We start from the raw sequence: 23,472 nt of genomic DNA on the forward strand, positions 1-23,472 counted from the left end.
ACCAAAACTGGTAGGGCAGACATACAGGTACATTAGTCGCTGTGTGTTAGCTCAAGCTCGGCTTTTTCGCGCAAAGACTCGGGTAACTCCTTTTGCACCGCCACACCCAGCTCCTTAAATTCATTGGCTTGCTTGATCAGGTTGCCCTTACCGCTGTAGAGCTGAGAAAACGCTTTATCATAGGTTTCCCGCGCCTTATCAAGCTGTTTCCCCACGCCTTCCATGGACACTAAGAAGGAATTGAGCTTGCTATAAAAACGCTCAGCGCGTTTAGCCAGTTCCTGAGTGTGCTTGGATTGATCTTCAAAACGCCATAATTGCTTTACTATGTTCAGGCTGGTGAGCAAGGTAGTCGGGGTGGCCACCAGAATATTCTTTTCAATGGCGCGCTGATAAAGGTCGGGCTGAAACTTAAGGGCTTCGACAAAGGCGCTTTCGATGGGCATAAACATGATCACCACCTCAGGCGAATTTAATTGCTCAAGGCGGTGGTAGTCCTTGCTCGCGAGCTCATTAATGCGCTCGTTTACCGCCTGCACATGCTCACCCAAGGCCTGCTGCGCTTCAAGCTCAGTTTGGGCATTCACATAACGGGTGTAGGCGTTAAGGGATGTTTTCGCATCGATAACTATATGGCGCTGTTGCGGCAAATACACCACCACATCTGGACGCAATCGGCCAAGGGGGGAGTCGAAGCTTACCTCACGGCGATAATCCTGATTAAGGCGCAAACCGGCGCTGTCGAGCACGTTCTCCAGCATAAGTTCGCCCCAGTTACCCTGTGTCTTCTTTTGCCCCTGTAGCGCCGTAGAGAGCCTCTGCGCCTGCTCTGTGATCGATTGATTGAGCTTTTGCAGATGTTGCAGCTCGGTTTTCAATGCGGCTCTTTGCTGCAATTCCTGAGCGTGTATATGCTCCATCTTGTCGCGAAAGCCTCTGAGCTCCCCCTGCACCGGCTTAAGCAACTGTTCCATATTTTCCTGGTTAAGGTGCTTAAACTGTTGCGACTTGTCTTCAAAGACCTGATTGGCGAGCAGGGCAAATTCCTTTTTCAGGGTTTCTTTGGAATCTTGCAATAAGCTGAGTTGCTGCGCAAAGTGCGTTTCCTTTTGCTCCAGGGTTGCCTTGAGGGATTCATAGCGACCGTGTAACAAGGTCACTTTTTGCTGCAATTGCTCGCCCTTTTCACGTTCGCTTGCCGCCTGACGGCTTAGCTCAGAGGTACGCACTTCGGCGCCGTGCGCTTGCTGTTGCAGTTCATTGTTATGAGTCAACGCAGCGCGTAAACGCCCTTGAACGCGCAACAATACAAAGGCCAAGGTCATCGAAGATAAAGCCAGCGCAGCAAGGGCGCCAAGCAACACAGGTGAGCTTTGGGAAAACAAGGAAAGCATATTGATCCCGCATTAATTATTGTTATGTATAGAGTGATAATACCAATTTTATCAGGAAAGTAAGTAATCTAGGTCGGTGCTCTGCGCCGACACCTCAACAAAATCATACTTTTATCGGGATAAATCCCGACCTACAACGGCTTTTTGGGAATTTCAGGCAAAAAAAAAGCCAGCTAATCAAGCTGGCCTTAAAATCATAATAATCAGGGAAATCAACATAGGGTGCTTGCATCGCAAGCATAATAGTAGAGTCCCGGTGCGGGAGAAAGTTCAGGAAAATTTAAACTTTTTCTTCTTTTTCTAGATTCAGCATTTCAAGCAGTTGATTATCATCAATTTTTTTATCTGATAATAAACTACCATTGAGGAACTCATCCACCAGGTGGCGTTTCTTCTCGGCCAAGGCCTGTACCTGTTGCTCTACAGAATCCGCCAAGATCAGCTTATAAACGAATACCGAGCGGTCTTGCCCCATGCGATAGGCTCGGTCTGTAGCCTGGTGCTCCACCGCCGGGTTCCACCAGGGGTCGAAGTGGATCACGGTATCCGCCTGAGTCAGGTTTAAACCGCTGCCTCCGGCCTTTAAACTGATCAAAAACACCCGCTTACGTCCTTGTTGGAAGTCATCAACCTGACGCTGGCGGTCTCGGGTTTGCCCGGTCAGTAACGCATAGTCTATGCCCATATCCTGTAACTGCGCGCCAATAAGGCTGAGCATGGAAGTAAACTGGCTGAAAATAATCACATGATGCTCTTGCTCCAGCATCTGGGGTAAATGGGTTTGCAACCATTGCAACTTGGCACTGCCGCCCTGATAACTAGGGTCAACCAGCCCCGGGTGACAGCAAATTTGCCTGAGTTTTAAAAGCGCGTCGAGAAACTGCAACTTGCTTTTGCCAATGCCCTGAGTGGAAACCAGATGACTGAGCTTTTGGTGCAGGGCGCTGTGATAGCCCTGATACACATTGGCTTGATCTTCAAGCATATCGAGCTGTTTAACCAACTCGGTTTTGCTCGGCAGTTCGCTCAGCACATCTGCCTTGGCACGGCGCAGTAAATAGGGGCGCACCGTTTCTTTAAGGGCATTTTTACCCGTCTGTTCAAGGTCTAAAAAGTTCGCCTTAAACTGGTTATCAGAGCCAAGCAGGCTAGGCATGGCAAAATCGAATACGGATTTAAGCTCTAGCAGGTTGTTTTCAAAGGGGGTGCCGCTCAAGGCAAGACGAAATTGTCCCCTTAGTTGCTTAACCTTTTGACTAAGCTGAGACTGAGCGTTTTTAATGGCCTGCGCTTCGTCCAAGACCAGGGTGTGGTATTCAACCCCATGATAAAAGGCAAAGTCGCGTTTAAACAGGGTATAAGTAGTGATGAGCACCTCATACTTGGCCAACTGCTGCAACATGATGGTTCTGTTATTGCCAGCTACCACTTGTACCGACAATTGTGGGCAAAAGCGCTTAATCTCGTTACACCAGTTACCAATCAAACTGGTAGGGCAGAGGATCAGATGTGGTCGACCGGTACGAGGTTTCAGGGTACTGAGATAGGCAATGACCTGCAGGGTTTTACCCAGGCCCATATCATCGGCGAGCACGGCGCCTAGCCCCTGCAAGGAAAGCAGTTGCAGCCAGTTGACTCCGGCTTGCTGATACTCTCGCAATTGTACATTGGGCGCCAGTTTAACCGGCTGCAATGAACTCAAAGTAGGCTTTTGTAATAAGGGTGCCAAAGAGGTTGCAACCGATAACTGCCAGTGAGCTTGCTCGGTTAACTGGGGATACAGGCTGCGCGGAATGGAACAAAGACTTTTCTCTTTAGCGCTGGCAAAACGTTGCAGATAACTGAGCATCAGTTTTGCGGCCTCACTAGTTATGACACATAACTGGCCGTCACATTCTAAATAACAATAATGAGCACTGTAGTTGGCATTATTAGCCAGTTGTTCGGCGCTTAAAATAAAGACCTTTTGCTTGTGGTGCAACTCAAAGCGCACCAGGAAACGATGTCCCTGAAGCTTATCGATAACCAGATGGGGTGTCAGCACAGCGCTGGTTTGCTGGCGCTGACGTGGCAAGGAAATCACCTTTCCTCCCAGGTTCTGAACCTCTTGCTCAAGCTCAAAGAGCCATTGCTGCTCTTGCAAGGTGTCGGCAATAATTACTTGATACTCTTGCTGTAAAGGCCCTTTACATGGCTCAAGACCTAAATTAGCCAGGCTGGCCTGAGTTGGTGCTTGTCCTTCAACGGCAATAAGATAAGGCGCAGATGTGCGCATAAAGCGCAGGGTAAAGCCTAGCTTAGGCTTTTTTTTTTCGCCTTTGCTCAACGAAAGGGCGAGCTCATCGTCAAGACGCTGTGACAAAGCACTAACATCTTCCTCATTCACCTCAGGAAAGCGTGCCAACTGTTTGATCTGCGAGCCAGACAGATGGGTATGCAAGGCCACTATCTGATTCTTGCTGCTATCAAGGTAGTAGGGCGGGGCGGTATTAAATACTCTGTCGGCATCAAAGTCGGCGATATTGCAGGTTAATTTCGCCTTGCCCTCATGGCGTAGCCACTGATATTGCAGCTGCTGCGGCTTACCCAAAAGCAGAGGCTGGCGCTGCTTTTCAAAAAACAGACGGGCGCGGGCAAGTAATTGCACCAAGGCACGGGCGCCCCAGTGCCCATAAAGCAGGGCTTGTCCGGGGAGGTTTTGCGAGCGTATCCAGCTAAACAGACGAAAATCGCCTTCATCAAGCCCTTTTGGGGTAACCTGAGTATGGCTTTGCTGCTCGCTCAGCGCTCGGCCCTGAGACTGCAAACCCGCTTCGGTATTGGGTGCCATCTTGGCCTGAAGTTGAAGTTCGTTCTGATGTGGGTGCAGCTCGACTAACAAAACCTGTTGCTGGCCTTCGGCTGGCTCGCTGTCATGCTGGGCCAAAACACAAAACCAATCGTCTATTTGATATTGGTGAGCAAATTCGCCCTGACTTTGGAGTTTGAGTTGCAATAAGGCGCTGGCCACATGCTTACAGCGCACCTTGGCCTGACAGCTACAGTGGGCTTCTATCTGAGTGTGCTCGCCAAACTGAAGCTGGATATGCTGATCATAGGTGGTACCGTCATCATCGAGCACCTGAGCCTCGATACGGCTGTAGTCCTCGTTGCTTTTTACCCAAAGCACTTGCTCATCACGCAGCATTTGCTGGGCGCGACTGTAAACCCCCTTGCTAAATAGCTGCTTCAGCGCCTGCTCGGACAATGGCAAAGGAGCTGGCTCGGCATTGATCTCGGCAAAGACTGCGAGCAAATCCTCTTTGGTAAACGATGCGGCCATGGTCCAATCCAACTACTGAAATAGGCCAGTATATCGCTTTTCGACATGGTGAAAAAGCCCCAGAGCGTGGAACTCAGGCGAATTGAGGGCATAAAAAAGCCCGGTTCAAAGCCCAGGCTTAAAAACAATAAGGCAAAGTAGCTTAATTAAAACTTTCCAGCATTTTAGCCAGTTGCATAAAGCGCTTCTCTGTCATTATCTTATTGTCGATCCTGATCGTTAGATCACCATTTTTACTGTGCTTTTGGATCCGCACAAAGTCATTGGCGAGTTTAATGTCCTCGTTGCGCTTTGTCCCTTGCGGCGCTTCACACAGGTATTTGGTTACCGCAAGCGCAGCCTTGTCGTCGCTATCGAAGCCGGTTTGTGCAAATTGAGCACGGCAATCGGCAACACGTTCGTTAAAGGCACTGCCGTCTTTATCTTGCGCCTGGATAAGCTTCTTAGCCACTTCACGACCAACATGGTTGGCGGTAGGGTAGAGCGCCAACACATCCTTAGGAAGGCATTCAAAGGCTTTAATGGCATCGGCAATGGCTGTGTGTGAAACACCTTCTAACTGAGCGATTTCGCGATACGAGCCCTTTTTACCCTGCTCCTTCAACTCTTCACGCGTCGATGCATAGGCCTGGCCCAGCTCCCATAAACTAGGGGCTATATATTGATCCGAAGAAACCGCGAGGATCTTCGCATCTTCATCGTTAAAATCGCTAGAGCTTAATACCAGATAATCCGCCGGTGCCAGCATACAAGCCTTACGACGACGCGAGCCGGCCAAAACCAAAAGCTCGCCATTCTGCTCCCAAGCCAGTGCTGGGTGCTGGTTACGGCCATCATCGCGAATGGCAGGAAGAATATCGGCCACCGACTTTTCTGTCAGGAGCGCCTGGACACGGCGGTTCTTGCCGTAGACCTTGGTGCGTTGTTCAATATCCTGATGGGCAATCACCTGGCAAGTGAGGCGAATGGTGCGGTTAGGATCGCTCGGCGCCGGCATACTGATCACATCCCCGGCCTGAGCTTGGGCCAGTAATTGATCTAGGCTGCTACTTTCTACTGCAGTTGCAAACGGGTCTATGCGGGTGTCGTTCTTACGTTTCTTTGCCATGATAATGCCTTACTGTGCTGCCTTAAGTTGTGATTGTGTCGATGCCCAGTTGGAACGAATAAGCATTTCTAATTCATCAACCACGTCTTTCACGTTTTCCTGAGCCTTAACCAAGGACTCTCGGCTAGCCAAACTGTCAGAGGTTTTCTGATCGAAAATGGTGTTGAACGACGAAGAACTTGCGGTAATTGCACTGCTATGGTTTATCGGATAGCTCATTACCTGACGACCGAACGCAGAGCGCACATCTTTAACTATGTCGCGTTGGGAATGGTTGCCTTTAACATAGTTGGTAACTAGGAACTGCATAAAGTCCCAACCATCATGACCTAGGGCGGCCACGGTGTGATAAATCTCACCCAGGCGCTTAAGGTATTTATTGTTCGCATCAAAGTCGACAGCTTCCGGGTGCACCGGGATAAGCATCGCAGTTGAAGCCATTAATGCGTTGTAAAACATAAAGTTAAGTGATGGTGCCGTATCGATCAAAATAATATCGAATTGATCCTGTACCGGCTCAATGACCTTTTCCAATAACTTATGGTAATGGCGCGTTTGCCCATAATCACCACTTTCACGCAGTGCCGTGGCTGTCTCGTGCTCGAAGTAAAAATCATCCATGCCCGATGGTAGGATGCGAATATTAGGGATATGGGTTTTTAAAAATGCATCGCTGACGATCCCTTCCCAGGTTTCGTTTTCGTCAAGCTCGATACAATCACGCATCAGATCACCCACAGTTATGGGATCGGGTTCACCCGGTGGGAAAAAGCTTGATGAGGATCCTTGCGGATCTAAATCGATAATGCCAATGCGGTAGCGTTTAATATTCGTGGTTGCAAGTGCGGCGGCGATGTTAACCATACTGGTCGTTTTACCACATCCACCTTTCAGTGAATTAATAACAATAACCTGAAGTTTATCATCAACTTGACGATGATCGGCATCAATGCCCATCACTTCGGCCATGCGATAGATGTTCGCTAATGTGTAGGCATAATGACCATTGGCACCACGGCGAATTTCAATGTGATCGAAATCACCCTGATCATGACGTCGTTTTAAGGTACGGTTATTACAACCTAATAGATCGGCGGCGGCCTTTTGAGTATAGGTTCGAAGCTCTTTCTCTTCTGCTTTGAGATGGGCTCGATAATGTTGAATACGTCCTTCGAGTGACTTTTCAGCAACATCGGCCGTAGCCTTAAGTAACTGGTAGGTTCTTAGCGCACTTTGTTTTATTGTCATACTTGCATCCCTAAGTTTAAGCCATGAGTATAATGTCCACTTCTTTAGCTGTAAACATATATTTTAGGCGACATTGCATTAAAAACAAGAAAGACATTTTGATTGAAAACTTCCTATAAGGTAATAACTAGATTAGATTCGTTTAAATATATAGGTATATAAAGGCTAAGGCAGGAAATATCCATTCTAACTAATTGTTTTTTAATGATATTAATATTTTTCTTAGATCATCATTTTACTTGGTATAGATCTGATTCCTACCAAGTCATGGATCAACATTATAGTAAGTGAAAATCTTCGCTTTAAGTTATGCACAGCTTACGTACAAGGTTACTCACAAAAACACCGGGTTAGATCATTTTTTTACTAACCATTTGCTCCTAGTTATACACATAATCAGGTAACTAAGGCACTGATATCTAGGTAAAGATCTGATCTTTACCTGCTATAGATCAGATCTCTACCAAGCGCTTGCTCAGTTATACACAAGGCTGGCGTTTACAAGACCAATAATGACCAAAAAAACCGCGATTCTTTAAATGAAAGAACAAAAATACAAAAAATCTGATGCCGCACTTGGTAAAAAGATGATCTATAACCCATGAGTTAATAAAAATCTGATCCCAAAAGTTTCAAACTGAACGTTTAATCGCCTAAGGTTAGTAAAAAAGTGATCCAAACCATGAAACTCGAACTTGGATCAGTTTTTTACTAACATAGATGATTAACTTTTTTCGTATTATGTGTTGATATTACCTTTGGCATCGATAGCAATGGAAAATAACAATGAACCGCAAGGTTAATATCTCGGTAGAAAACTTACCAGACTCTTTGCGAGGCCAGATCAATGGCGTTGAAAGTGCAACGGATAACGAAAATCTGGCATTGTTCACCGACAATAAAGATGTGCGCATTTCAATCGAAAGTTCTGTACATGGATTAAGAGCCTACTCTAATACCTTCAATCATTATGATCTTTGGGGGCGCTTCGTCCGTTCCGGTCATAAAAAATTGCCGCTAGAAGATGCACCGAAGAAAACCATTATTACTCGCCGAATCTCGGAAAAAGTAGATGGCATACTGTATGAGGGGGAAATTAAAATTACCCCAGCGGTGGTCAGTACTCGTCAAGAAGGCGAAGAAGTTGAATGCCTGGTATGGCCATCTGACAGAGAAGAAAAAGTTGAGCGCGCCTTAATTCGATTGGCGTCCAAAGGCAAGATAGTCAAAATCAACTTTAAATCGGGTATCCAGTACGCGGTTATCTTTTCGATGAATGAATTGGCCCAGGAGCTCAAGGCCGTAGGTCAGTCGATGCCGTACCCGCAAATTAAAGAATCGTTGGAAGCCCTGCAAGGTTCCAAGTTGTCCTTTAAGTACACGGCGACCGATACCAAGAATTCCAATATTGACGATTCATTTTATGAGTCGAATATGAACTTCTTATCCTCATTACATTTCAGTGGTAAGAAAGGGCAGGGCGGCAATGTAAAATGTGTGGCCTGTTTAAACGCTTTTGTTCACAACATGATAGATAACCTGGAATATAAAGGTTATTACTTTAACCGCGCGCAAGAACTGAAACGCGGATTATCGCGCTGGATGATGTTGCGCCTGTATCACTTATGGCGCTACGCAGCGCCGGGCAAGACCTACCACTTCCGTCTGCTGTCTATTATGGAAAAATATGGCTCAATCTATGCCGATGACAAGATCACCGACAATAAATTAAAAGCCCTGCGCCGTGATATGACAACAACCATGAAAGACCTAATCGACAAGGGTGCCATTTCCGATTACAGCATTTCCAATGTGAAAGAGGAATCAACCGGGAAAATTATCGATTATGTTTACGAAATGCATCCGTCCGATGAGTTTTGCGAAGAAATTCTTACTTTGAATAAGCAAAACAAACGTATCGAAATACAAGGTGGCAAACGCATTGTCGAAAATGCAGAGATCATAGATGAAGAAAGGCTTGAAGAAATAGTCGAAAAGTAATCCTTGTCTGCTCTAATAGAAAAGCCCACATTTGTGGGCTTTTTAACATAACGAATACGGGTGAATTTGATGTGAGTACTTACTCACTTTTTGCTAAGTACAGTCGCTCAACCAGGTATTCATAGTCACGTTTTCGCGGATCTTCCTTAGGTTGGTAATCTTTGAGTTCCCCAAGTTTAATCTCCGGATTGTCGTCAAACACGATAAAGGGCAAAGCACCGCTAACATGATAACGGCGGTTATCGGCGAAGCGCACATTTACTTCGGGCGTGACCCTTATAGGCCGACGAATACGTAACTTTTCGTTTTCAGCTAAACTCGCAACCTTACGTTTTTCTTGCTCAACTAAGATTTGCCACTGCTGTTGATCTATCATGCGTGGATTAGAATAAGCACTGCTTCGCTCTAACATAGTAAGTGCTAACTTACGGGTAAGAGATTTGGTGGAATGTTTTTGCATCCAGGTAAAACGCACCGAGTAGGGAGAGTGAGCTTCAAAATGGATATGGCGATAAAATGCCAGTGTCATTAATCCGGGCACGGCACTGTGAACCGCATCGAAGCGGGCGTCATTATTATCTAAGGTCAGCACCTTTTGCTTAAACTCAGTTTTAAGCTCGTTGATTTTTAACAGATAAGGCTCAAAAGTAGCGAAAGAAGCTCGCGGTAATAAGACGATACCCGGATGACGTTTAGCTAATTTCCCGCTGAGTTCACCGTCTTTGTGAAAATCTAAAAAGCTGTTTTTAATTTGTGTCAGCGCCGTATCACCTCGATGGCCTTGCACAGAAATTGCGGCTAAAGGGTTTCGCTCTTGCTCAGGTGTTGGCAAGGGCAATTGAAAATAGCTCGCCTGGCGATACTGGGTCTGTGCCAATAACTGAGTAAAATCCTGCAAATACTCCTGCGTCAGGTCGTAAATGCTGCGAAGCTGTAGTTTTACACTGCTCATAGTAATAAAGAACACATCATACAATATCTTGCTAGTTTAGCTCGTTACTTACCTGTTTAACAAGATATAGAAACATATAAAAATGCTGAGGTTATTTAGAGTTTGATTGCAGTATGATGTGTTCATTAATGTTGCTTTACTCTTACCCAACTGGCACTAAAGTTAAGTGAGTTCATAAAAGCAGGATGAAAAACCTATGAAGATCATGTTCGTCTGTTTAGGCAATATTTGCCGCTCGCCAACCGCTCATGCAATTGCCATAAAGCGAGCAGTGGAGCAGGGCTTAACTTATATCGAATTCAGCAGCTCTGGGACTTCTGGCTATCATGTTGGTGAGCATCCGGACGAGCGGGCAATTTCACATGGAGCGCGACATGGATATGATCTATCACGACTAACCGCACAAAGACTTAGCCAAGATGATTTCTATGAACAAGATTTAATTCTCACCATGGATGAACAAAATTACCGGGATGTGCTGGCCATGCAACCCGTCGATGCAACAGCAATGATCAAGCGTCTGCTCGATTACCATCCCGACCCTGAATTAACCCAGGTTCCTGACCCATATTATGGTGGCCATGCAGGTTTCGACACTGTAATCGCCATGTGCGAAACGGCCATTGATTCCCTGTTTAATGAATTGGACAAGAGATAAGGTATTGCTGAGGTCGCCTGTTTGTCACAATAAGTATGATGTGTTCAACCTACATAAAAGTCTACCGCGACAAAAGTAGGATACTTTATTTCCTCCATCGGCCCCTTTTACCCTTGCGCTAGCGCCCGCCATTCGGTACTTTCGTGAGTGAGGTACAATTAGGAATGAGGAAAATTGTAAAGTGAAACCTTGGAGTCCAAATAGCTGGAGGGATTTCCCCATAGTCCAGCAACCCACATACCCGGATCAAAGTGTCTTAGCCAATGTTGAAAGTGAGCTAAACAGTGCACCGCCTTTGGTGTTTGCCGAAGAAACACGTAGCCTGTTTAAGCAACTTGAGGATGTGTGCGAAGGCCGCGCCTTTTTATTGCAAGGTGGCGATTGTGCCGAGTCATTTGCTGACTTTAGCGCCGCTAATATCCGCGATACCTTTAAAACCCTGCTGCAAATGGCGGTGGTACTAACCTATGGTGGTAAATGCCCGGTAGTAAAAATCGCACGTATGGCGGGGCAGTTTGCCAAGCCGCGTTCCAGTGATTTCGAAACCTTCGACGGCGTCAGCCTGCCTTCGTATCGCGGCGACATTATCAATAGCTCTGAATTTACCGAGCAGGCGCGCGTGCCCGATCCGCAAAGGTTAATGAAGGCCTATCACCATAGTGCGTCAACGCTTAACCTATTGCGTGCCTTTGCCCAAGGTGGTCTTGCCGACTTACATCAGGTAAACCGCTGGAATATGAGCTTCGTTGCCGCCAACCCCTTAAAAGATAAATATCAAGAGGTTGCCGATCGCATTCAGGACGCGCTCGAATTTATGGAAGTCTGTGGCATTAACTCCACCAATGCGCCATCGTTAACGGAAACCTCTTTATATACCTCTCATGAAGCACTCTTGTTGGGTTATGAGCAGGCGCTGACACGCCGTGATCACCTATCTGGCGACTGGTACGATTGCTCGGCGCACTTTGTGTGGATTGGCGAACGTACGCGTCAGCTTGATCACGCCCATATCGAGTTCTTCCGCGGCATTAAAAACCCCATAGGTGTTAAGGTTGGCCCAGGCATGAGCCCGGACGAGCTGATTGAACTGATTGATGCGGTAAACCCGGACAATATTCCAGGGCGCTTAACCCTTATCACCCGCATGGGTGCCGATGTGCTGCCACAGAAACTTCCAGCACTGGTACGCCGCGTACAGCAAGAAGGGCGAAAAGTGATTTGGAGCTCAGATCCCATGCACGGCAATACCGAAAAAGCCAGCTCGGGTTATAAAACTCGCAGCTTCGATAATATCCTACGTGAGATCAGTCAGTTTTTCGCCGTACATAAGGCCGAAGGCTCACACGCCGGCGGTGTACATTTAGAAATGACCGGCCAGCACGTGACCGAATGCACAGGAGGCGCTTATGGTCTTTCCGATGAGGATTTGGCCCAGCGTTACCGCACCCAGTGCGACCCACGCCTGAATGCCGATCAGGTACTGGAGCTCGGCTTCCTGGTTGCAGACTTACTAAAAGACGCCCGCAAATAAGACGAGTAAAAAAAAAAGCGCCCTTGGGCGCTTTTTTTTATTCGATAGTTTTTAATATTTCCTGCGCTGCAGTCCGGTCTCAGCCATAATCTTGGCTGACATCTCCTCCACCGAATGATGCGTGGAATTGTAGTGGGGGATACGAAAACGCTTATACAGCATTTCCACTTCACGGATTTCGATACGACACTGGCGCAAAGATGCATATCTTGAATTGGCCATGCGCTCATTACGTATAGCGGCAAGGCGTTCGGGTGAAATGGTTAAACCAAACAATTTGTTTTTGTATGGCTGTAAAGATTTTGGCAACTCGCCTGAGTCCAGATCATCCGGCGTTAAAGGATAGTTGGCCGCCTTAATGCCGTATTGCAGGGCCAAATATAAACTGGTTGGTGTTTTACCGCTGCGGCTCACTCCCACCAGGATGACATCCGCCTGCTGGTAGTCCTTGATATTGGCGCCATCGTCGTTGGCCAGGGCATAGTTTACCGCTGCGATACGGAAGTCGTAACTTTGCTCGTGAATACTGTGAGTACGATGCACCTTAGGCACGGGTTCAACGCCCAATTCGTTTTGCAATTGACTGCTGAAGGTGCTGATAAAGTCATAGCACACGGCATTGCTCGCAAGGATGATTTCGCTGAGCTCTGGATTCACAAAAGTGAAGAAAACAATCGGTTTTTCATTGCTTTTGGCCGCTGCCTGCTCAATTTGCGCCTTAACTTCTAAGGCTTTTTCTCTGGTTTCAACAAAGGGAATTGTGGTGTGTTCAAATTCCATTGGAAAGAGGGACAAAGTCGCATTACCAAAGACCTCAGCGGTAATTGCGGTGCCGTCAGAAATATAAAATGCGTTGCGCATAAGCGTCCTTTTTTTATGTAATAACCTGATAAACCGTAAGGCTACGGTTTACGCATCAGTGTTTGCCAGTGTAGAATGTTAGCGCCTCATTTAAAAGGTCATTGTTTTGATGACCAAACTTACAATATGTTTTTTGGAGAAAGTTCCGTGCAAGAATACGTTCTCTGGTATCAAGAGCTTGGTATGCAAGATGTGCCGAGAGTTGGAGGCAAAAACGCCTCTCTCGGTGAAATGATTTCAAACCTAGCCAACGCCGGTGTCCAAGTACCGGGTGGTTTTGCAACGACATCATACGCATTTAACGAGTTTCTTGAGCAATCTGGATTGAATGCTCGCATCTACGACGTGTTAGACAAACTAGACGTTGAAGATGTCAATGAATTGGCCAAAGTTGGTGCCGAAATCCGTCAGTGGATCATCGACACGCCATTCCAAGCTTCATTGGACCAGGCTATCCGCGAGGCCTACGGCCAACTACACGCTGACCCAGCACATGACGTATCCTTTGCAGTACGTTCCTCTGCCACCGCCGAAGACATGCCAGACGCATCATTCGCCGGACAACAAGAAACCTTCTTAAACGTGCGCGGCATCGATGCCGTAATGGTTGCTATCAAACACGTTTTTGCCTCTCTATTTAATGACCGCGCCATCTCTTACCGCGTACACCAGGGTTACGACCATAAAGGTGTAGCACTATCTGCCGGTATCCAGCGCATGGTTCGCTCTGACATGGCCTCTTCAGGCGTAATGTTCAGCATCGACACCGAGTCAGGTTTCGAAGACGTAGTATTTGTAACATCAAGCTTCGGTCTTGGTGAAATGGTTGTGCAAGGCGCGGTAAACCCGGATGAATTCTATGTTCACAAAGGTACTCTAGCCAAAGGTAAACCAGCCGTTGTTCGTCGTAACATTGGTTCTAAAGCCATTCAAATGGTTTACTCACAAGACCAGGAACACGGCAAGCAGGTTGAAATTGTTGACGTAGCTCCTGAGCAAGCCAATAGCTTCTCTATCACAGATGAAGAAGTAATGGACCTTGCCAAGCAAGCGGTTATCATCGAAAAGCATTACGGTCGTCCAATGGACATCGAGTGGGCAAAAGACGGTAACGACGGCAAGCTTTACATAGTACAGGCTCGTCCAGAAACAGTACGTTCAAACGAAGATGCGAACGTGATGGAGCGTTTCCAGCTTAAGCAAACGTCAAGCGTTGTAGCCGAAGGCCGTGCTATCGGTCACAAAATCGGTTCTGGCGTGGTACGTGTACTTAACTCTATCGACGAGATGGACAAGGTACAACACGGCGATATCCTGGTAACCGACATGACCGACCCTGATTGGGAACCTATCATGAAGCGCGCCGCTGCAATCGTTACCAACCGTGGCGGTCGTACTTGTCACGCGGCCATCATCGCCCGTGAGCTAGGTATTCCTGCGGTAGTAGGTTGTGGTAACGCCACCGACCTTATCAAAGCGGATCAGGAAGTGACTGTTTCCTGTGCCGAAGGTGACACAGGTTTCATCTATGAAGGTCAGCTTGAGTATGAAGTACTGACTTCACGTGTTGATGAAATGCCTGCTCTACCACTTAAGATCATGATGAACGTGGGTAACCCAGATCGTGCATTCGATTTCGCCCGTTTACCTCACGCCGGTGTTGGTCTGGCTCGTCTTGAGTTCATCATCAACCGTATGATCGGTGTTCACCCTAAAGCGCTTCTTAACTTTGATGCTCAATCTCCTGAACTTCAGGCAGAAATTAAAGAGATCATCGCCGGTTACGAGTCGCCGCGTGAATTCTACATCGCCAAACTGGTTGAAGGTATCGCCACGCTAGGTTGTGCGTTCGCTCCAGAGCGTGTGATCGTCCGTATGTCTGACTTCAAATCGAATGAATATGCCAACCTGGTTGGCGGTCAGCAATACGAGCCGGAAGAAGAAAACCCAATGATTGGTTTCCGTGGTGCTTCTCGTTATATCAGTGAAGACTTCCGCGAGTGTTTCGCCCTTGAGTGTGAAGCCATCAAGCGTGTTCGCAATGACATGGACTTGACCAATGTTGAAATCATGATCCCGTTCGTACGTACCCTTGAAGAAGGTAAAAAGGTTATTGAGCTTCTTGAAGAGCAAGGCCTTAAGCGTGGCGAAAACGGTTTGAAAGTGATCATGATGTGTGAGCTGCCTTCAAACGCGCTACTTGCCGATGAATTCCTTGAGTACTTCGATGGTTTCTCAATCGGTTCAAACGATTTAACTCAGCTTACGCTTGGTCTTGACCGTGACTCGGGTCTTATCGCTCACCTGTTCGACGAGCGTAACCCAGCGATCAAGAAGCTATTGTCTATGGCTATTAAAACAGCCAAGGCAAAAGGCAAGTACGTAGGTATCTGTGGTCAAGGTCCTTCGGATCACGAAGACTTTGCTGCCTGGTTAGTACAAGAAGGTATCGATTCTGTGTCATTGAACCCAGATACGGTATTGGAAACCTGGCTATACCTGGCTGAAAAGCTTAAATCGAACTAAGTTCGGTAACTGAGTAAGAAAAAGGGCGAAATCTTCGCCCTTTTATTTTTTCGCCAATTTGCTGTCGAGCAATCGACACCCTCGCGTTAGGGTAGTTTGGCAAACCCGCACATATTTACGGGCAAGGGGGTAGTGCACGGCCAGTAGGGTCAGCCCGATTAAAAAGAAGATCACCGAGGGCCCGGGGACCACGGCAAATATCAATCCCAGTAAAAAACACAGTGCCGCTGCAGCATTCATTAACCACTTTTTCATACATCACCTAAATAATACCAATTCACTTAAATAGCTAATCATTCTAGCGGGCTAAATATCGTGCTAACTCCGTTGGAATTTATCTATGTACGCCTACACGGATGTAGGCGGTAGAGCGGCGCAGGAGCCAAAGCCGAGAATTACTACATACGAAAAATTCCGTCTTGTTACCACATCATTTATCCAGCGCTATCTCTGATCACATACTCAACAGAATTGGTATGGTTACTCATTAACTGACCATAGCGCATTGCCGGCTACAAAGTGATTTCAAATTGTAACAATCTGTATATTCTTCAATTTCTAAGCGGGCTCAGCATGCTATAATAGCGCCGTTCGTTCCTGAGGTTTAAGGCCATGATAGCAAAGTTAAGTGTTGAGCAAGTCAGTTCTGAGCTGGTATTACATTACCTAAAAACAATCAAAGCTGAAGGCTTTAGTGGCGATGTCGATGCCAGCTATGGCACGCGACTGTTAGCGGCCACCGACAACAGTGTGTATCAAACTATTCCTCAGGGCCTGGTATTTCCAAAAACCGATAAAGACGTGCAACTGGCACTGAACATAGCTTCACGTGACCCTTTTCTGTCTTTAACCTTTGGCCCACGCGGTGGCGGTACTGGCACCAATGGCCAATCGTTGACACCGGGTATTGTTATCGATCTTTCCCGCTATATGCGCGAAATTCTGGAAATTAACGAGCAAGAAGGTTGGGTGCGGGTTCAAGCCGGGGTGATCAAAGACCAGCTGAACGACTTTTTGCGCCCCTATGGCTACTTTTTTGCACCTGACTTATCCACCAGTAACCGCGCCACAGTTGGCGGAATGATCAATACCGATGCCTCAGGTCAGGGCAGTCTGGTTTATGGTAAAACATCCGATCACACCCTGGCACTAAAGGCGTTTCTTGCCGATGGCAGCGAGCTCAATACCCAAGGTGTGAGTGTCGAAAAAGCCAAAATAATTGCCGAGCAAGACACCGCTGTTGGCAAGGTTTACAAAACTGTATTGGATGTGGCCAGCAGTAAGCGCGATTTAATTTTAGAAAAATTCCCACGACTGAATCGCTTTTTAACCGGTTATGACTTAGAGCATGTCTTTAATGAGACCATGACCGAGTTTGATATTGGCCGCGTACTGACCGGCTCCGAAGGCTCCTTGGCCATAGTGACAGAAGCCAAGCTTAATATTACGCCCATCGCCAAATTTAAAACCCTGATCAATATTAAGTACGACAGTTTCGACTCTGCCCTGCGCAATTCACCATTTTTGGTGGCAGCCGAGGCGACCTCGGTAGAAACCGTTGATAGCAAGGTATTAAACCTGGCCCGCGAAGACATAGTGTGGCACTCAGTATCGGACTTAATTACGGATGTACCCGGGCAAGAAATGCAAGGCTTAAACATGGTTGAGTTTAATGCCGAGCAAGAAGGGGATATGAAGGACAAGATTGACGCCCTGTGTGCCAAGCTTGATAACCTCATTGCCAATAAAGAAGCCGGGGTGATTGGCTATCAGCTCACCAATAATGTGGCCGATATTCAAAAAATCTATGCAATGCGCAAAAAATCCGTTGGCTTGCTTGGTAATACCAAGGGTGCGAAAAAACCCATAGCTTTTGCCGAAGACACGGCAGTACCGCCGGAAAATCTTGCCGACTTTATCAGTGAATTCCGTGAGTTACTTGATGGTCACCAACTTGACTATGGCATGTTCGGCCATGTCGACGCCGGTGTATTACATGTGCGCCCGGCCCTGGATATGTGCGATCCGGAGCAGGAAAAAACCCTGCGCCAGATTTCCGACCAAGTGGTGGCATTGACCGCCAAGTATGGTGGCCTGATGTGGGGTGAACACGGTAAGGGTTATCGCAGTGAGTACGGCCCGGCGTTTTTCGGCGACGAGCTGTTTCAAGAATTGCGCCGCATTAAATCGGCCTTCGATCCAAACAATAAGCTCAACCCAGGCAAGATCTGTACACCACTTGAAAGTAATGACAGCTTGGTCAGCGTTGATGATAAAAAGCGCGGCTGGTTCGACCGTCAAATTGATGTCCAGGTACGGGATAGTTTTGCCAACAGCATGAACTGTAATGGTAACGGCCTGTGCTTTAACTATGATGTCAGCTCGCCCATGTGTCCTTCATACAAGGCCACCGGCGACCGCCGTTACTCGCCAAAAGGGCGCGCCGGATTAATGCGCGAATGGCTGCGACTGCAGGCGGAGCAGGGCGTTGACCTGCTTGAAGAAGAAAAGGTGATCAGCAAAAAAGATGGCCCAACCTGGTGGGAGCGCTTCCTCAATACTCAGAATAAGCGCAAGGGTCAGTATGACTTTTCGCACGAAGTGAAAGAGTCCATGGATGAGTGTTTGGCCTGTAAAGCCTGCACCACGGCCTGCCCGATTAAGGTGGATGTGCCGACATTCCGTGCCCGCTTTTTGAATTTTTACTACAGCCAATACAACCGCCCGTTAAAAGATTATCTGGTTGCCGGCATAGAACAGACGGCACCATTGCTGGCTAAGTTCTCGGCCATTACCAATCCAGTGGTTAAATCATCCCCTGTACAATGGGCCATTAAAAAGACTCTGGGTTATGTGGATACGCCGACCCCGAGTCATCCAAACCTGGCTACGCGCACCGCGACTTTAGAGAAATACGACCTTAATAAACTTGAGGGGTTAAGCGAAGAGCAGCGCCGAGATTATATGCTTATCGTGCAAGATCCCTTCACCAGTTTTTATGAAGCCGAACTGGTTGAGAGCTTTGCCAAGGTGGTCCAGGCGCTTGGCAAAAAGCCGATCATCTTACCCTTCAAACCCAATGGCAAGCCACAACATGTCAAAGGCTTCTTAGATAAATTTGCCCGCACCGCTAAAACCAGTGCTGCCTTTTTAGAAAAGGTCAGTGAGTTGGACATTCCCATGGTGGGCCTCGATGCCTCATTGGTTTTGTGTTATCGCGATGAATACAACACGGTTTTGGGTGAGCAAAGAGGGGACTTCAATGTCTTGCTGGCCCATGAATGGCTTGGCGAGCAGACCTTTAAACAACAAGTTTTTGAGCCGCAAGCAAGCTATGTATTGCTGAGCCACTGCAGTGAAACCACCGCCTTACCGCACAGCGCCAAGGTGTGGCAAAGTATTTTCTCGGCCTTGGGATTACAACTTGAACCCCAGGCCACCGGCTGTTGTGGTATGGCCGGCACCTATGGCCACGAGCTGCAAAACCAGGAAAACAGCAGGGCCTTGTATGATCTTAGTTGGAAGGCCAAGGTAGAAAGCACAGAGCCTGCTCAGTTGTTGGCCACGGGTTTTTCATGCCGCAGCCAGGTGAAACGTTTTGCCCAATATAAACCGCAGCATCCCATCGAAGTACTGGCCAAGGTGTTGCACTAGCTTCGTTTCGCTACGCCATTTTTTCTGAAAGAATTAGCGATGGGGCGAGTGGTAATACCGTGAATAAAGACGCTGGTCAATATGGTCAGCGTCGCCAACTCACTGAGTAAACCGTCGGCGGAGTCCAACACCATCAAGGTAAAGACGATGGATGCCAAGCCCCGCGGACCAAACCAAGCCAAGGTGAATTTCTCTTTAAAATTTAACCCGTTAAATACAATTAAACTAAATAGAACGGGGATAACCCGCACCAGGGTTGCGGCTATCAGGGCAAAGGCCAACTTGCTCCAGCTTAGATCCATGCTCTGCAACTGCGAATAACTGTAGGCGCCGAACAAACACCAAATTAAATACGAAAAGAACTCGGCAATGTGCTCGCTTTCCTCGATCAACTGCATATCCTTACTCGGCCGATACAAATAGTCAAACAGCAAACCGGCAACAAAGGCGGCTACAAATCCGCTGCCGCCCAAGGCTTCAGCCACACTGTAATTGACAATCGCCAATGACAAAATTAAAAATGGACTGGAGGCCTTTTCAAAAAAATGGCGTCTGGCGCTGTATCGTATTAAGTAAGTTGCTGACCAGGAGATAAACGTTGCAACCACAAGCGCTATCCCGACTTCACAAACATAAACTCCAGCATCTTCATTGGCGGTTGCCAACTGCCCAGTTGCCAGGACAAGAACAGAAATAGAAAAATCGGCACGCACAGGCCATCGTTCAATCCGCTTTCAACATTAATGGCTTCCCGGAGTTTTAACGGCACCGCTTTGGCTTCTAAGATCCCTTTACTTAAGGCGGCATCGGTTGGCGTTAAAATAATTGCCAATAACGCCAAGGCCAATACACTCATCTCTGGAAAAAGCAGGTATCCGGTTAGCACGGTGGCGCAGAAGGTAAGTGGCAGGGCAACAAACAAAAGCAGCACGGGATATTTATAGGCGCGTTTTAAAATGGCCAGTCGGGTTTTCGCCGCATCTGAAAATAACACTACAGCCAAGGTCAACTCCACCAAAGGTAAGAGTTGTTCTAAGGGTTGGCCGATTTTAAATTCCGCCAAAAAGATTGCCGCGACCACCATGCCGGTCAGCACAAAGTACATGGGACCGGTGAGTTCGGCCCGCGCCAACTGACGAAATGAAATGGAGTAGATAAAAAATGCCAGCGCCAACAAGATTGCGATGTAATATTCCATGGCTTATCCTCACAGTTCGCTTTAAGCATGCTTAAAGCGAGCTTAAAGCTTACGTTTAACGCCTGACTTAGCTCGTTCTTTTATATTAGTCTGAATATAAATTTGATCTGTGGTTGCTAACTTAGCATGACCCAAATCTTCAGATAAATGTTTTAATGGCCGGGTTTGCGCATCATGGGTAGCACCGGTATGGCGCAGCCAGTGCGCGGTTGCCGCCATGAGTTTTTCAGCCTCTTCGGTAAAACCATCGTGATGAAGTGCGGCGGTGGCCAAATCAAAACTTTGCTGTACCAAACGACGAATTTGTCTAACCGTCATACCGCCTTTGCCGCGCAATTTATGAATGAGCGGGTAGGGCTCATCGACCCGGGGCAGCGCACTGAGGCCTCGATATAAACGGTAGCGTTTTAAGTAGGCAGTAAAACTTTCACTTAGTGTCACGTCCCGTAACTTATTGCCCTTGCCCATGACCCGCAAAAACCAAAAGCCATCGGCGTCTTGCCAAAAGTGCGACATAACCGGTGACCAGTTGGGGCGCTCCGATAATTCAGAGATGCGTAAGTACAAACCCTTTAAACAGGCCAGGGCAAAAAGATTGCGCTCAAGTTGCGGGTCTTGTTCGCAACGTTCTTCGGTCACCCGCAATACATATTCCCATTGCAGATCGCTTAGCGTATCTGGTTGATTTATTTGGGATTGAACAACCAGGTAAGGGCAGTTCTTTTTAACCACAGGAACAAAATTTGTGAAGGAGCGTTCCTCTAAAATCGCAAATTTATAAAACACATTCAACGCCGTGAAGGTTGAATTGAGAGTTTGCTGGCTCGGCTTGGTTTCCTTGGCCATAAAAGGGCGCCATTTGGGATTTGCGATACGCTGACCCAGTTTTTGTTTAAAGCGCCACTGCACCGAGTCCGAGCACCAGTCATCACTGGGTTCAACAACAAAATCTATGTAGTGCTCAATATCTTCTCGCTTTAGCGCCAGCACAGAGGCCCCCTTGATCAGCCAGGACCAAAGGGCAAAACGTTCTATTTCATTGCGAAAACGGGTAAAGGTGGCATCGGATTTACGGCCATAAACATACAAATATTGGTAAATAAATGATAAATCTTTCGAAATTTCAGCAAGGTTTAAGCTTTGTTGGTCTATAAATAAAGCTAGTTCGGGATATTCGCTGTTCAAGGTGCCATCTTCAAGATGGGCGATTTGATAGCGCAATTGCTTGAACGTATCAACTAAAGGGGTAAGCATAAGATAAATAACTAAAAAATTTATGGTCTTAGCTTATCACAAAGTCCGATACTGTCTAGTATTGGATATTAAAGAAGGGGTACTCCATGAAAATTAGAGCTTCATTTGTTCACATCATGCTATTAGCGGTTGCCGTGCTTACCTTAAACGGCTGTGCCACCTCCAGCAATGCCAGTCCGCAAGCAAAAAGAGAGATGGTACAAAGTATGCGCAGCGAAACATTGAAAACCTTGTATGTGCGCAAACCCGATGTGCAAAACCAAATTGCCACCAGTGCCGGTTATGCGGTATTCGATAATGCCAACGTCAATGTTCTGTTTGCCAGTTTCGGCGGCGGCTATGGTGTGGTAAAAAATAACCGCACCGGAAAATGGACCTATATGAACATGGGCGAGGCGGGTTTAGGCTTAGGCCTGGGTGTTAAAGATTTTAATGTGGTGATGGTGTTTCACACCGAAGCGGCATTAAACCGATTTATTGATCATGGTTGGGCGTTTGGCGGTAATGCCGATGCCGCGGCCAAACATAAAGACAATGGTGGTGCGGTTACCGCCGAAGCCATTGTTGATGATGTGACAGTTTATTCTCTCACCGAAACCGGTTTAGCCTTGCAAGCAGTGTTAAAAGGGACTAAATTCTGGGTAGATAATGAGCTAAACTAACATTTTTAAAGTCTTATGGTTGGAAAGTGGTCTATTTTAGATTAAATAGGCCGCTTTTTTTTGTGTTATCCTTTTCCATTCAGCGCCTTAGCGCTTCCCGTTCAGATACTTTACCCGCATTCTATAGAATCACATAACATTTAACATAATCTAATTTATGGGTCATTTTGATTAAACTGAAGCTTCTTCTTGTTGTGCTCATGGTCACTCAGGTTGAGACTTTTGGGCTTAGTGAGATTCTTCCTTTTAGAATTAGCCTTACCTCTATCTAAACCCAAATGAAGGGAAATTTATCCGTCCTAATTATCTTATCTCTCACAGAATTAAGGATGCATTTAGTACCTGCTTTAATGTTGGTTTATCAAGTTGCCGGACGAAAATTTACATAGATAAGCAACCAGAGGATATTTATTGCAATCCTATCCGTGTAGATTCTTGCTCATCAGCCACAGGCTGATAATTGATTACAAGACGAGCAATTAGTTTATGAAGACCTTTTAACCGCTAACTAGCTGGTAGTATTATTCTTTTTTGTTTATTCTTACCTAACTTAACAAGGGGATTAAACATGGAACGTGAACCTGTAAATTACAATAAGCTCTATCTAGTCGTCTTTTTAGCCGTTTTATCGGTTAGCCTTTTGCTCTTGGCTATTTTTGCATATGTAAAACATGAGACTCAAAAACAGGAACTCAAACAACTTGAGCAATTGTTTTCTACTCCTACTTACCAATCAACTTCTCTAACATTTGAGCAGCAAGTTCAGAAGCGCATGGAAGAACTAAAGCCTGAGTTCGATCACAGGCAAAAAATAAAAATCGTCTTTGAAGATACACTTAACTCTGTCGAGTCTAATCCAGACATAAACGGCCTTAGTGCCAATGGCAGTAGTATGTGCAAAACGTATTATGATTTATACGAAAAGGAACCTACTAAACAAAATATGGAAATAGCCAGGCAGGTTTGTGCGAATTTCAAATAATCGCTATGGCGCCTGCACCATGTAGGCCGCACCGCAGTACTGATATTTAATTAATAGTTGTTTGGCCGTAACCCGCGAAGAATGAGCGACGGCCAATTCAAACTAAAGAACCGGCTCCTTG

17 protein-coding genes are annotated in these 23,472 nt (G+C 46.7%); 7 read left to right on the forward strand and 10 right to left on the reverse strand.

Annotated elements, in window-relative coordinates; genetic code table 11:
• Positions 1-32: 32 nt before the first annotated feature.
• From rmuC to C2M17_RS13945, 4 genes are all read right to left on the reverse strand, one after another.
• Positions 33-1,325: a DNA recombination protein RmuC gene (gene rmuC, locus C2M17_RS13930; RefSeq protein ID WP_442792611.1), complete on the reverse strand. Its 1,293-nt coding sequence runs from the start codon at positions 1,323-1,325 to the stop codon at positions 33-35.
• A 349-nt stretch (positions 1,326-1,674) separates the two neighbouring features.
• A complete protein-coding gene (locus C2M17_RS13935) occupies positions 1,675-4,716 on the reverse strand; it encodes a DEAD/DEAH box helicase (RefSeq protein WP_105201331.1) in 3,042 nt (1,013 codons plus the stop codon).
• Positions 4,717-4,858: 142 nt separating this feature from the next.
• Entirely contained in the window at positions 4,859-5,824 is a 966-nt protein-coding gene (locus tag C2M17_RS13940) for a transcriptional regulator (RefSeq protein ID WP_105201332.1), read from the reverse strand.
• 9 nt (positions 5,825-5,833) lie between these two features.
• On the reverse strand, positions 5,834-7,072 hold the full coding sequence (locus C2M17_RS13945; protein ID WP_105201333.1) for an AAA family ATPase: 1,239 nt from the start codon (positions 7,070-7,072) through the stop codon (positions 5,834-5,836).
• A gap of 786 nt (positions 7,073-7,858) precedes the next feature.
• Here C2M17_RS13945 and C2M17_RS13950 point away from each other — a divergent pair.
• Entirely contained in the window at positions 7,859-9,073 is a 1,215-nt protein-coding gene (locus C2M17_RS13950; protein WP_105201334.1) for a replication protein A, read from the forward strand.
• Between the two features lie 79 nt (positions 9,074-9,152).
• On the opposite strand, the gene C2M17_RS13955 is transcribed toward C2M17_RS13950, so the two are convergent.
• Entirely contained in the window at positions 9,153-10,025 is an 873-nt protein-coding gene (locus C2M17_RS13955; RefSeq protein WP_105201335.1) for a DNA replication terminus site-binding protein, read from the reverse strand.
• Positions 10,026-10,221: 196 nt separating this feature from the next.
• Here C2M17_RS13955 and C2M17_RS13960 point away from each other — a divergent pair, with 196 nt between their 5' ends.
• Positions 10,222-10,683: a low molecular weight protein-tyrosine-phosphatase gene (locus C2M17_RS13960; protein WP_105201336.1), complete on the forward strand. Its 462-nt coding sequence runs from the start codon at positions 10,222-10,224 to the stop codon at positions 10,681-10,683.
• A gap of 181 nt (positions 10,684-10,864) precedes the next feature.
• Positions 10,865-12,214, forward strand: coding sequence for a class II 3-deoxy-7-phosphoheptulonate synthase (locus C2M17_RS13965; protein ID WP_105201337.1), 1,350 nt, complete (start codon positions 10,865-10,867; stop codon positions 12,212-12,214).
• Between the two features lie 51 nt (positions 12,215-12,265).
• Here C2M17_RS13965 and ppsR read toward each other — a convergent pair whose 3' ends face one another.
• The gene (ppsR, locus tag C2M17_RS13970) at positions 12,266-13,075 is read right to left on the reverse strand and encodes a posphoenolpyruvate synthetase regulatory kinase/phosphorylase PpsR (protein WP_105201338.1); all 810 of its coding nucleotides are present in this window, start codon (positions 13,073-13,075) and stop codon (positions 12,266-12,268) included.
• 147 nt (positions 13,076-13,222) lie between these two features.
• Between ppsR and ppsA the strand changes: the two genes are divergently transcribed.
• Entirely contained in the window at positions 13,223-15,601 is a 2,379-nt protein-coding gene (gene ppsA / locus C2M17_RS13975) for a phosphoenolpyruvate synthase (protein WP_105201680.1), read from the forward strand.
• A 42-nt stretch (positions 15,602-15,643) separates the two neighbouring features.
• Here ppsA and C2M17_RS13980 read toward each other — a convergent pair whose 3' ends face one another.
• Complete coding sequence (locus C2M17_RS13980; RefSeq protein WP_105201339.1) at positions 15,644-15,856, reverse strand: PGPGW domain-containing protein; 213 nt, start codon at positions 15,854-15,856, stop codon at positions 15,644-15,646.
• Positions 15,857-16,213: 357 nt separating this feature from the next.
• Between C2M17_RS13980 and ydiJ the strand changes: the two genes are divergently transcribed.
• A complete protein-coding gene (ydiJ, locus tag C2M17_RS13985; protein ID WP_105201340.1) occupies positions 16,214-19,255 on the forward strand; it encodes a D-2-hydroxyglutarate dehydrogenase YdiJ in 3,042 nt (1,013 codons plus the stop codon).
• Here ydiJ and C2M17_RS16140 read toward each other — a convergent pair.
• The 3 genes from C2M17_RS16140 to C2M17_RS13995 are packed head-to-tail and all read right to left on the reverse strand — an operon-like array spanning position 19,252 to position 21,707.
• A complete protein-coding gene (locus tag C2M17_RS16140; protein WP_267894418.1) occupies positions 19,252-19,968 on the reverse strand; it encodes a cation:proton antiporter domain-containing protein in 717 nt (238 codons plus the stop codon). The genes ydiJ and C2M17_RS16140 overlap by 4 nt on opposite strands.
• Positions 19,869-20,453, reverse strand: a complete 585-nt coding sequence (locus tag C2M17_RS16145; RefSeq protein WP_267894419.1) for a cation:proton antiporter domain-containing protein — start codon at positions 20,451-20,453, stop codon at positions 19,869-19,871. The genes C2M17_RS16140 and C2M17_RS16145 overlap by 100 nt, the downstream gene beginning before the upstream one ends.
• 42 nt (positions 20,454-20,495) lie before the next feature.
• Positions 20,496-21,707 (reverse strand): tyrosine-type recombinase/integrase, encoded by a 1,212-nt coding sequence (locus tag C2M17_RS13995; RefSeq protein WP_105201341.1) that lies wholly within the window; start codon positions 21,705-21,707, stop codon positions 20,496-20,498.
• A gap of 86 nt (positions 21,708-21,793) precedes the next feature.
• On the opposite strand from C2M17_RS13995, the gene C2M17_RS14000 reads away from it, so the two are divergent.
• Together C2M17_RS14000 and C2M17_RS14005 are read left to right on the forward strand one after the other, a co-directional pair.
• The gene (locus C2M17_RS14000; RefSeq protein ID WP_105201342.1) at positions 21,794-22,369 is read left to right on the forward strand and encodes a YSC84-related protein; all 576 of its coding nucleotides are present in this window, start codon (positions 21,794-21,796) and stop codon (positions 22,367-22,369) included.
• Positions 22,370-22,937: 568 nt separating this feature from the next.
• The gene (locus C2M17_RS14005) at positions 22,938-23,351 is read left to right on the forward strand and encodes a hypothetical protein (protein ID WP_105201343.1); all 414 of its coding nucleotides are present in this window, start codon (positions 22,938-22,940) and stop codon (positions 23,349-23,351) included.
• The last annotated feature ends 121 nt before the right edge of the window (positions 23,352-23,472 follow it).

It is taken from the genome of Pseudoalteromonas sp. T1lg10, from assembly GCF_002964545.1.
GTDB lineage: Bacteria > Pseudomonadota > Gammaproteobacteria > Enterobacterales > Alteromonadaceae > Pseudoalteromonas.

Excerpts from the sequence above, each read along its gene's own strand:
- rmuC (WP_442792611.1), bottom strand. The coding sequence starts at position 1,325 with ATGACCTTGGCCTTTGTATTGTTGCGCGTTCAAGGGCGTTTACGCGCT.
- C2M17_RS13935 (WP_105201331.1), bottom strand. The coding sequence starts at position 4,716 with ATGGCCGCATCGTTTACCAAAGAGGATTTGCTCGCAGTCTTTGCCGAG.
- C2M17_RS13940 (WP_105201332.1), bottom strand. The coding sequence starts at position 5,824 with ATGGCAAAGAAACGTAAGAACGACACCCGCATAGACCCGTTTGCAACT.
- C2M17_RS13945 (WP_105201333.1), bottom strand. The coding sequence starts at position 7,072 with ATGACAATAAAACAAAGTGCGCTAAGAACCTACCAGTTACTTAAGGCT.
- C2M17_RS13950 (WP_105201334.1), top strand. The coding sequence starts at position 7,859 with ATGAACCGCAAGGTTAATATCTCGGTAGAAAACTTACCAGACTCTTTG.
- C2M17_RS13955 (WP_105201335.1), bottom strand. The coding sequence starts at position 10,025 with ATGAGCAGTGTAAAACTACAGCTTCGCAGCATTTACGACCTGACGCAG.
- C2M17_RS13960 (WP_105201336.1), top strand. The coding sequence starts at position 10,222 with ATGAAGATCATGTTCGTCTGTTTAGGCAATATTTGCCGCTCGCCAACC.
- ppsR (WP_105201338.1), bottom strand. The coding sequence starts at position 13,075 with ATGCGCAACGCATTTTATATTTCTGACGGCACCGCAATTACCGCTGAG.
- C2M17_RS13980 (WP_105201339.1), bottom strand. The coding sequence starts at position 15,856 with ATGAAAAAGTGGTTAATGAATGCTGCAGCGGCACTGTGTTTTTTACTG.
- ydiJ (WP_105201340.1), top strand. The coding sequence starts at position 16,214 with ATGATAGCAAAGTTAAGTGTTGAGCAAGTCAGTTCTGAGCTGGTATTA.
- C2M17_RS16145 (WP_267894419.1), bottom strand. The coding sequence starts at position 20,453 with ATGGAATATTACATCGCAATCTTGTTGGCGCTGGCATTTTTTATCTAC.
- C2M17_RS13995 (WP_105201341.1), bottom strand. The coding sequence starts at position 21,707 with ATGCTTACCCCTTTAGTTGATACGTTCAAGCAATTGCGCTATCAAATC.
- C2M17_RS14000 (WP_105201342.1), top strand. The coding sequence starts at position 21,794 with ATGAAAATTAGAGCTTCATTTGTTCACATCATGCTATTAGCGGTTGCC.
- C2M17_RS14005 (WP_105201343.1), top strand. The coding sequence starts at position 22,938 with ATGGAACGTGAACCTGTAAATTACAATAAGCTCTATCTAGTCGTCTTT.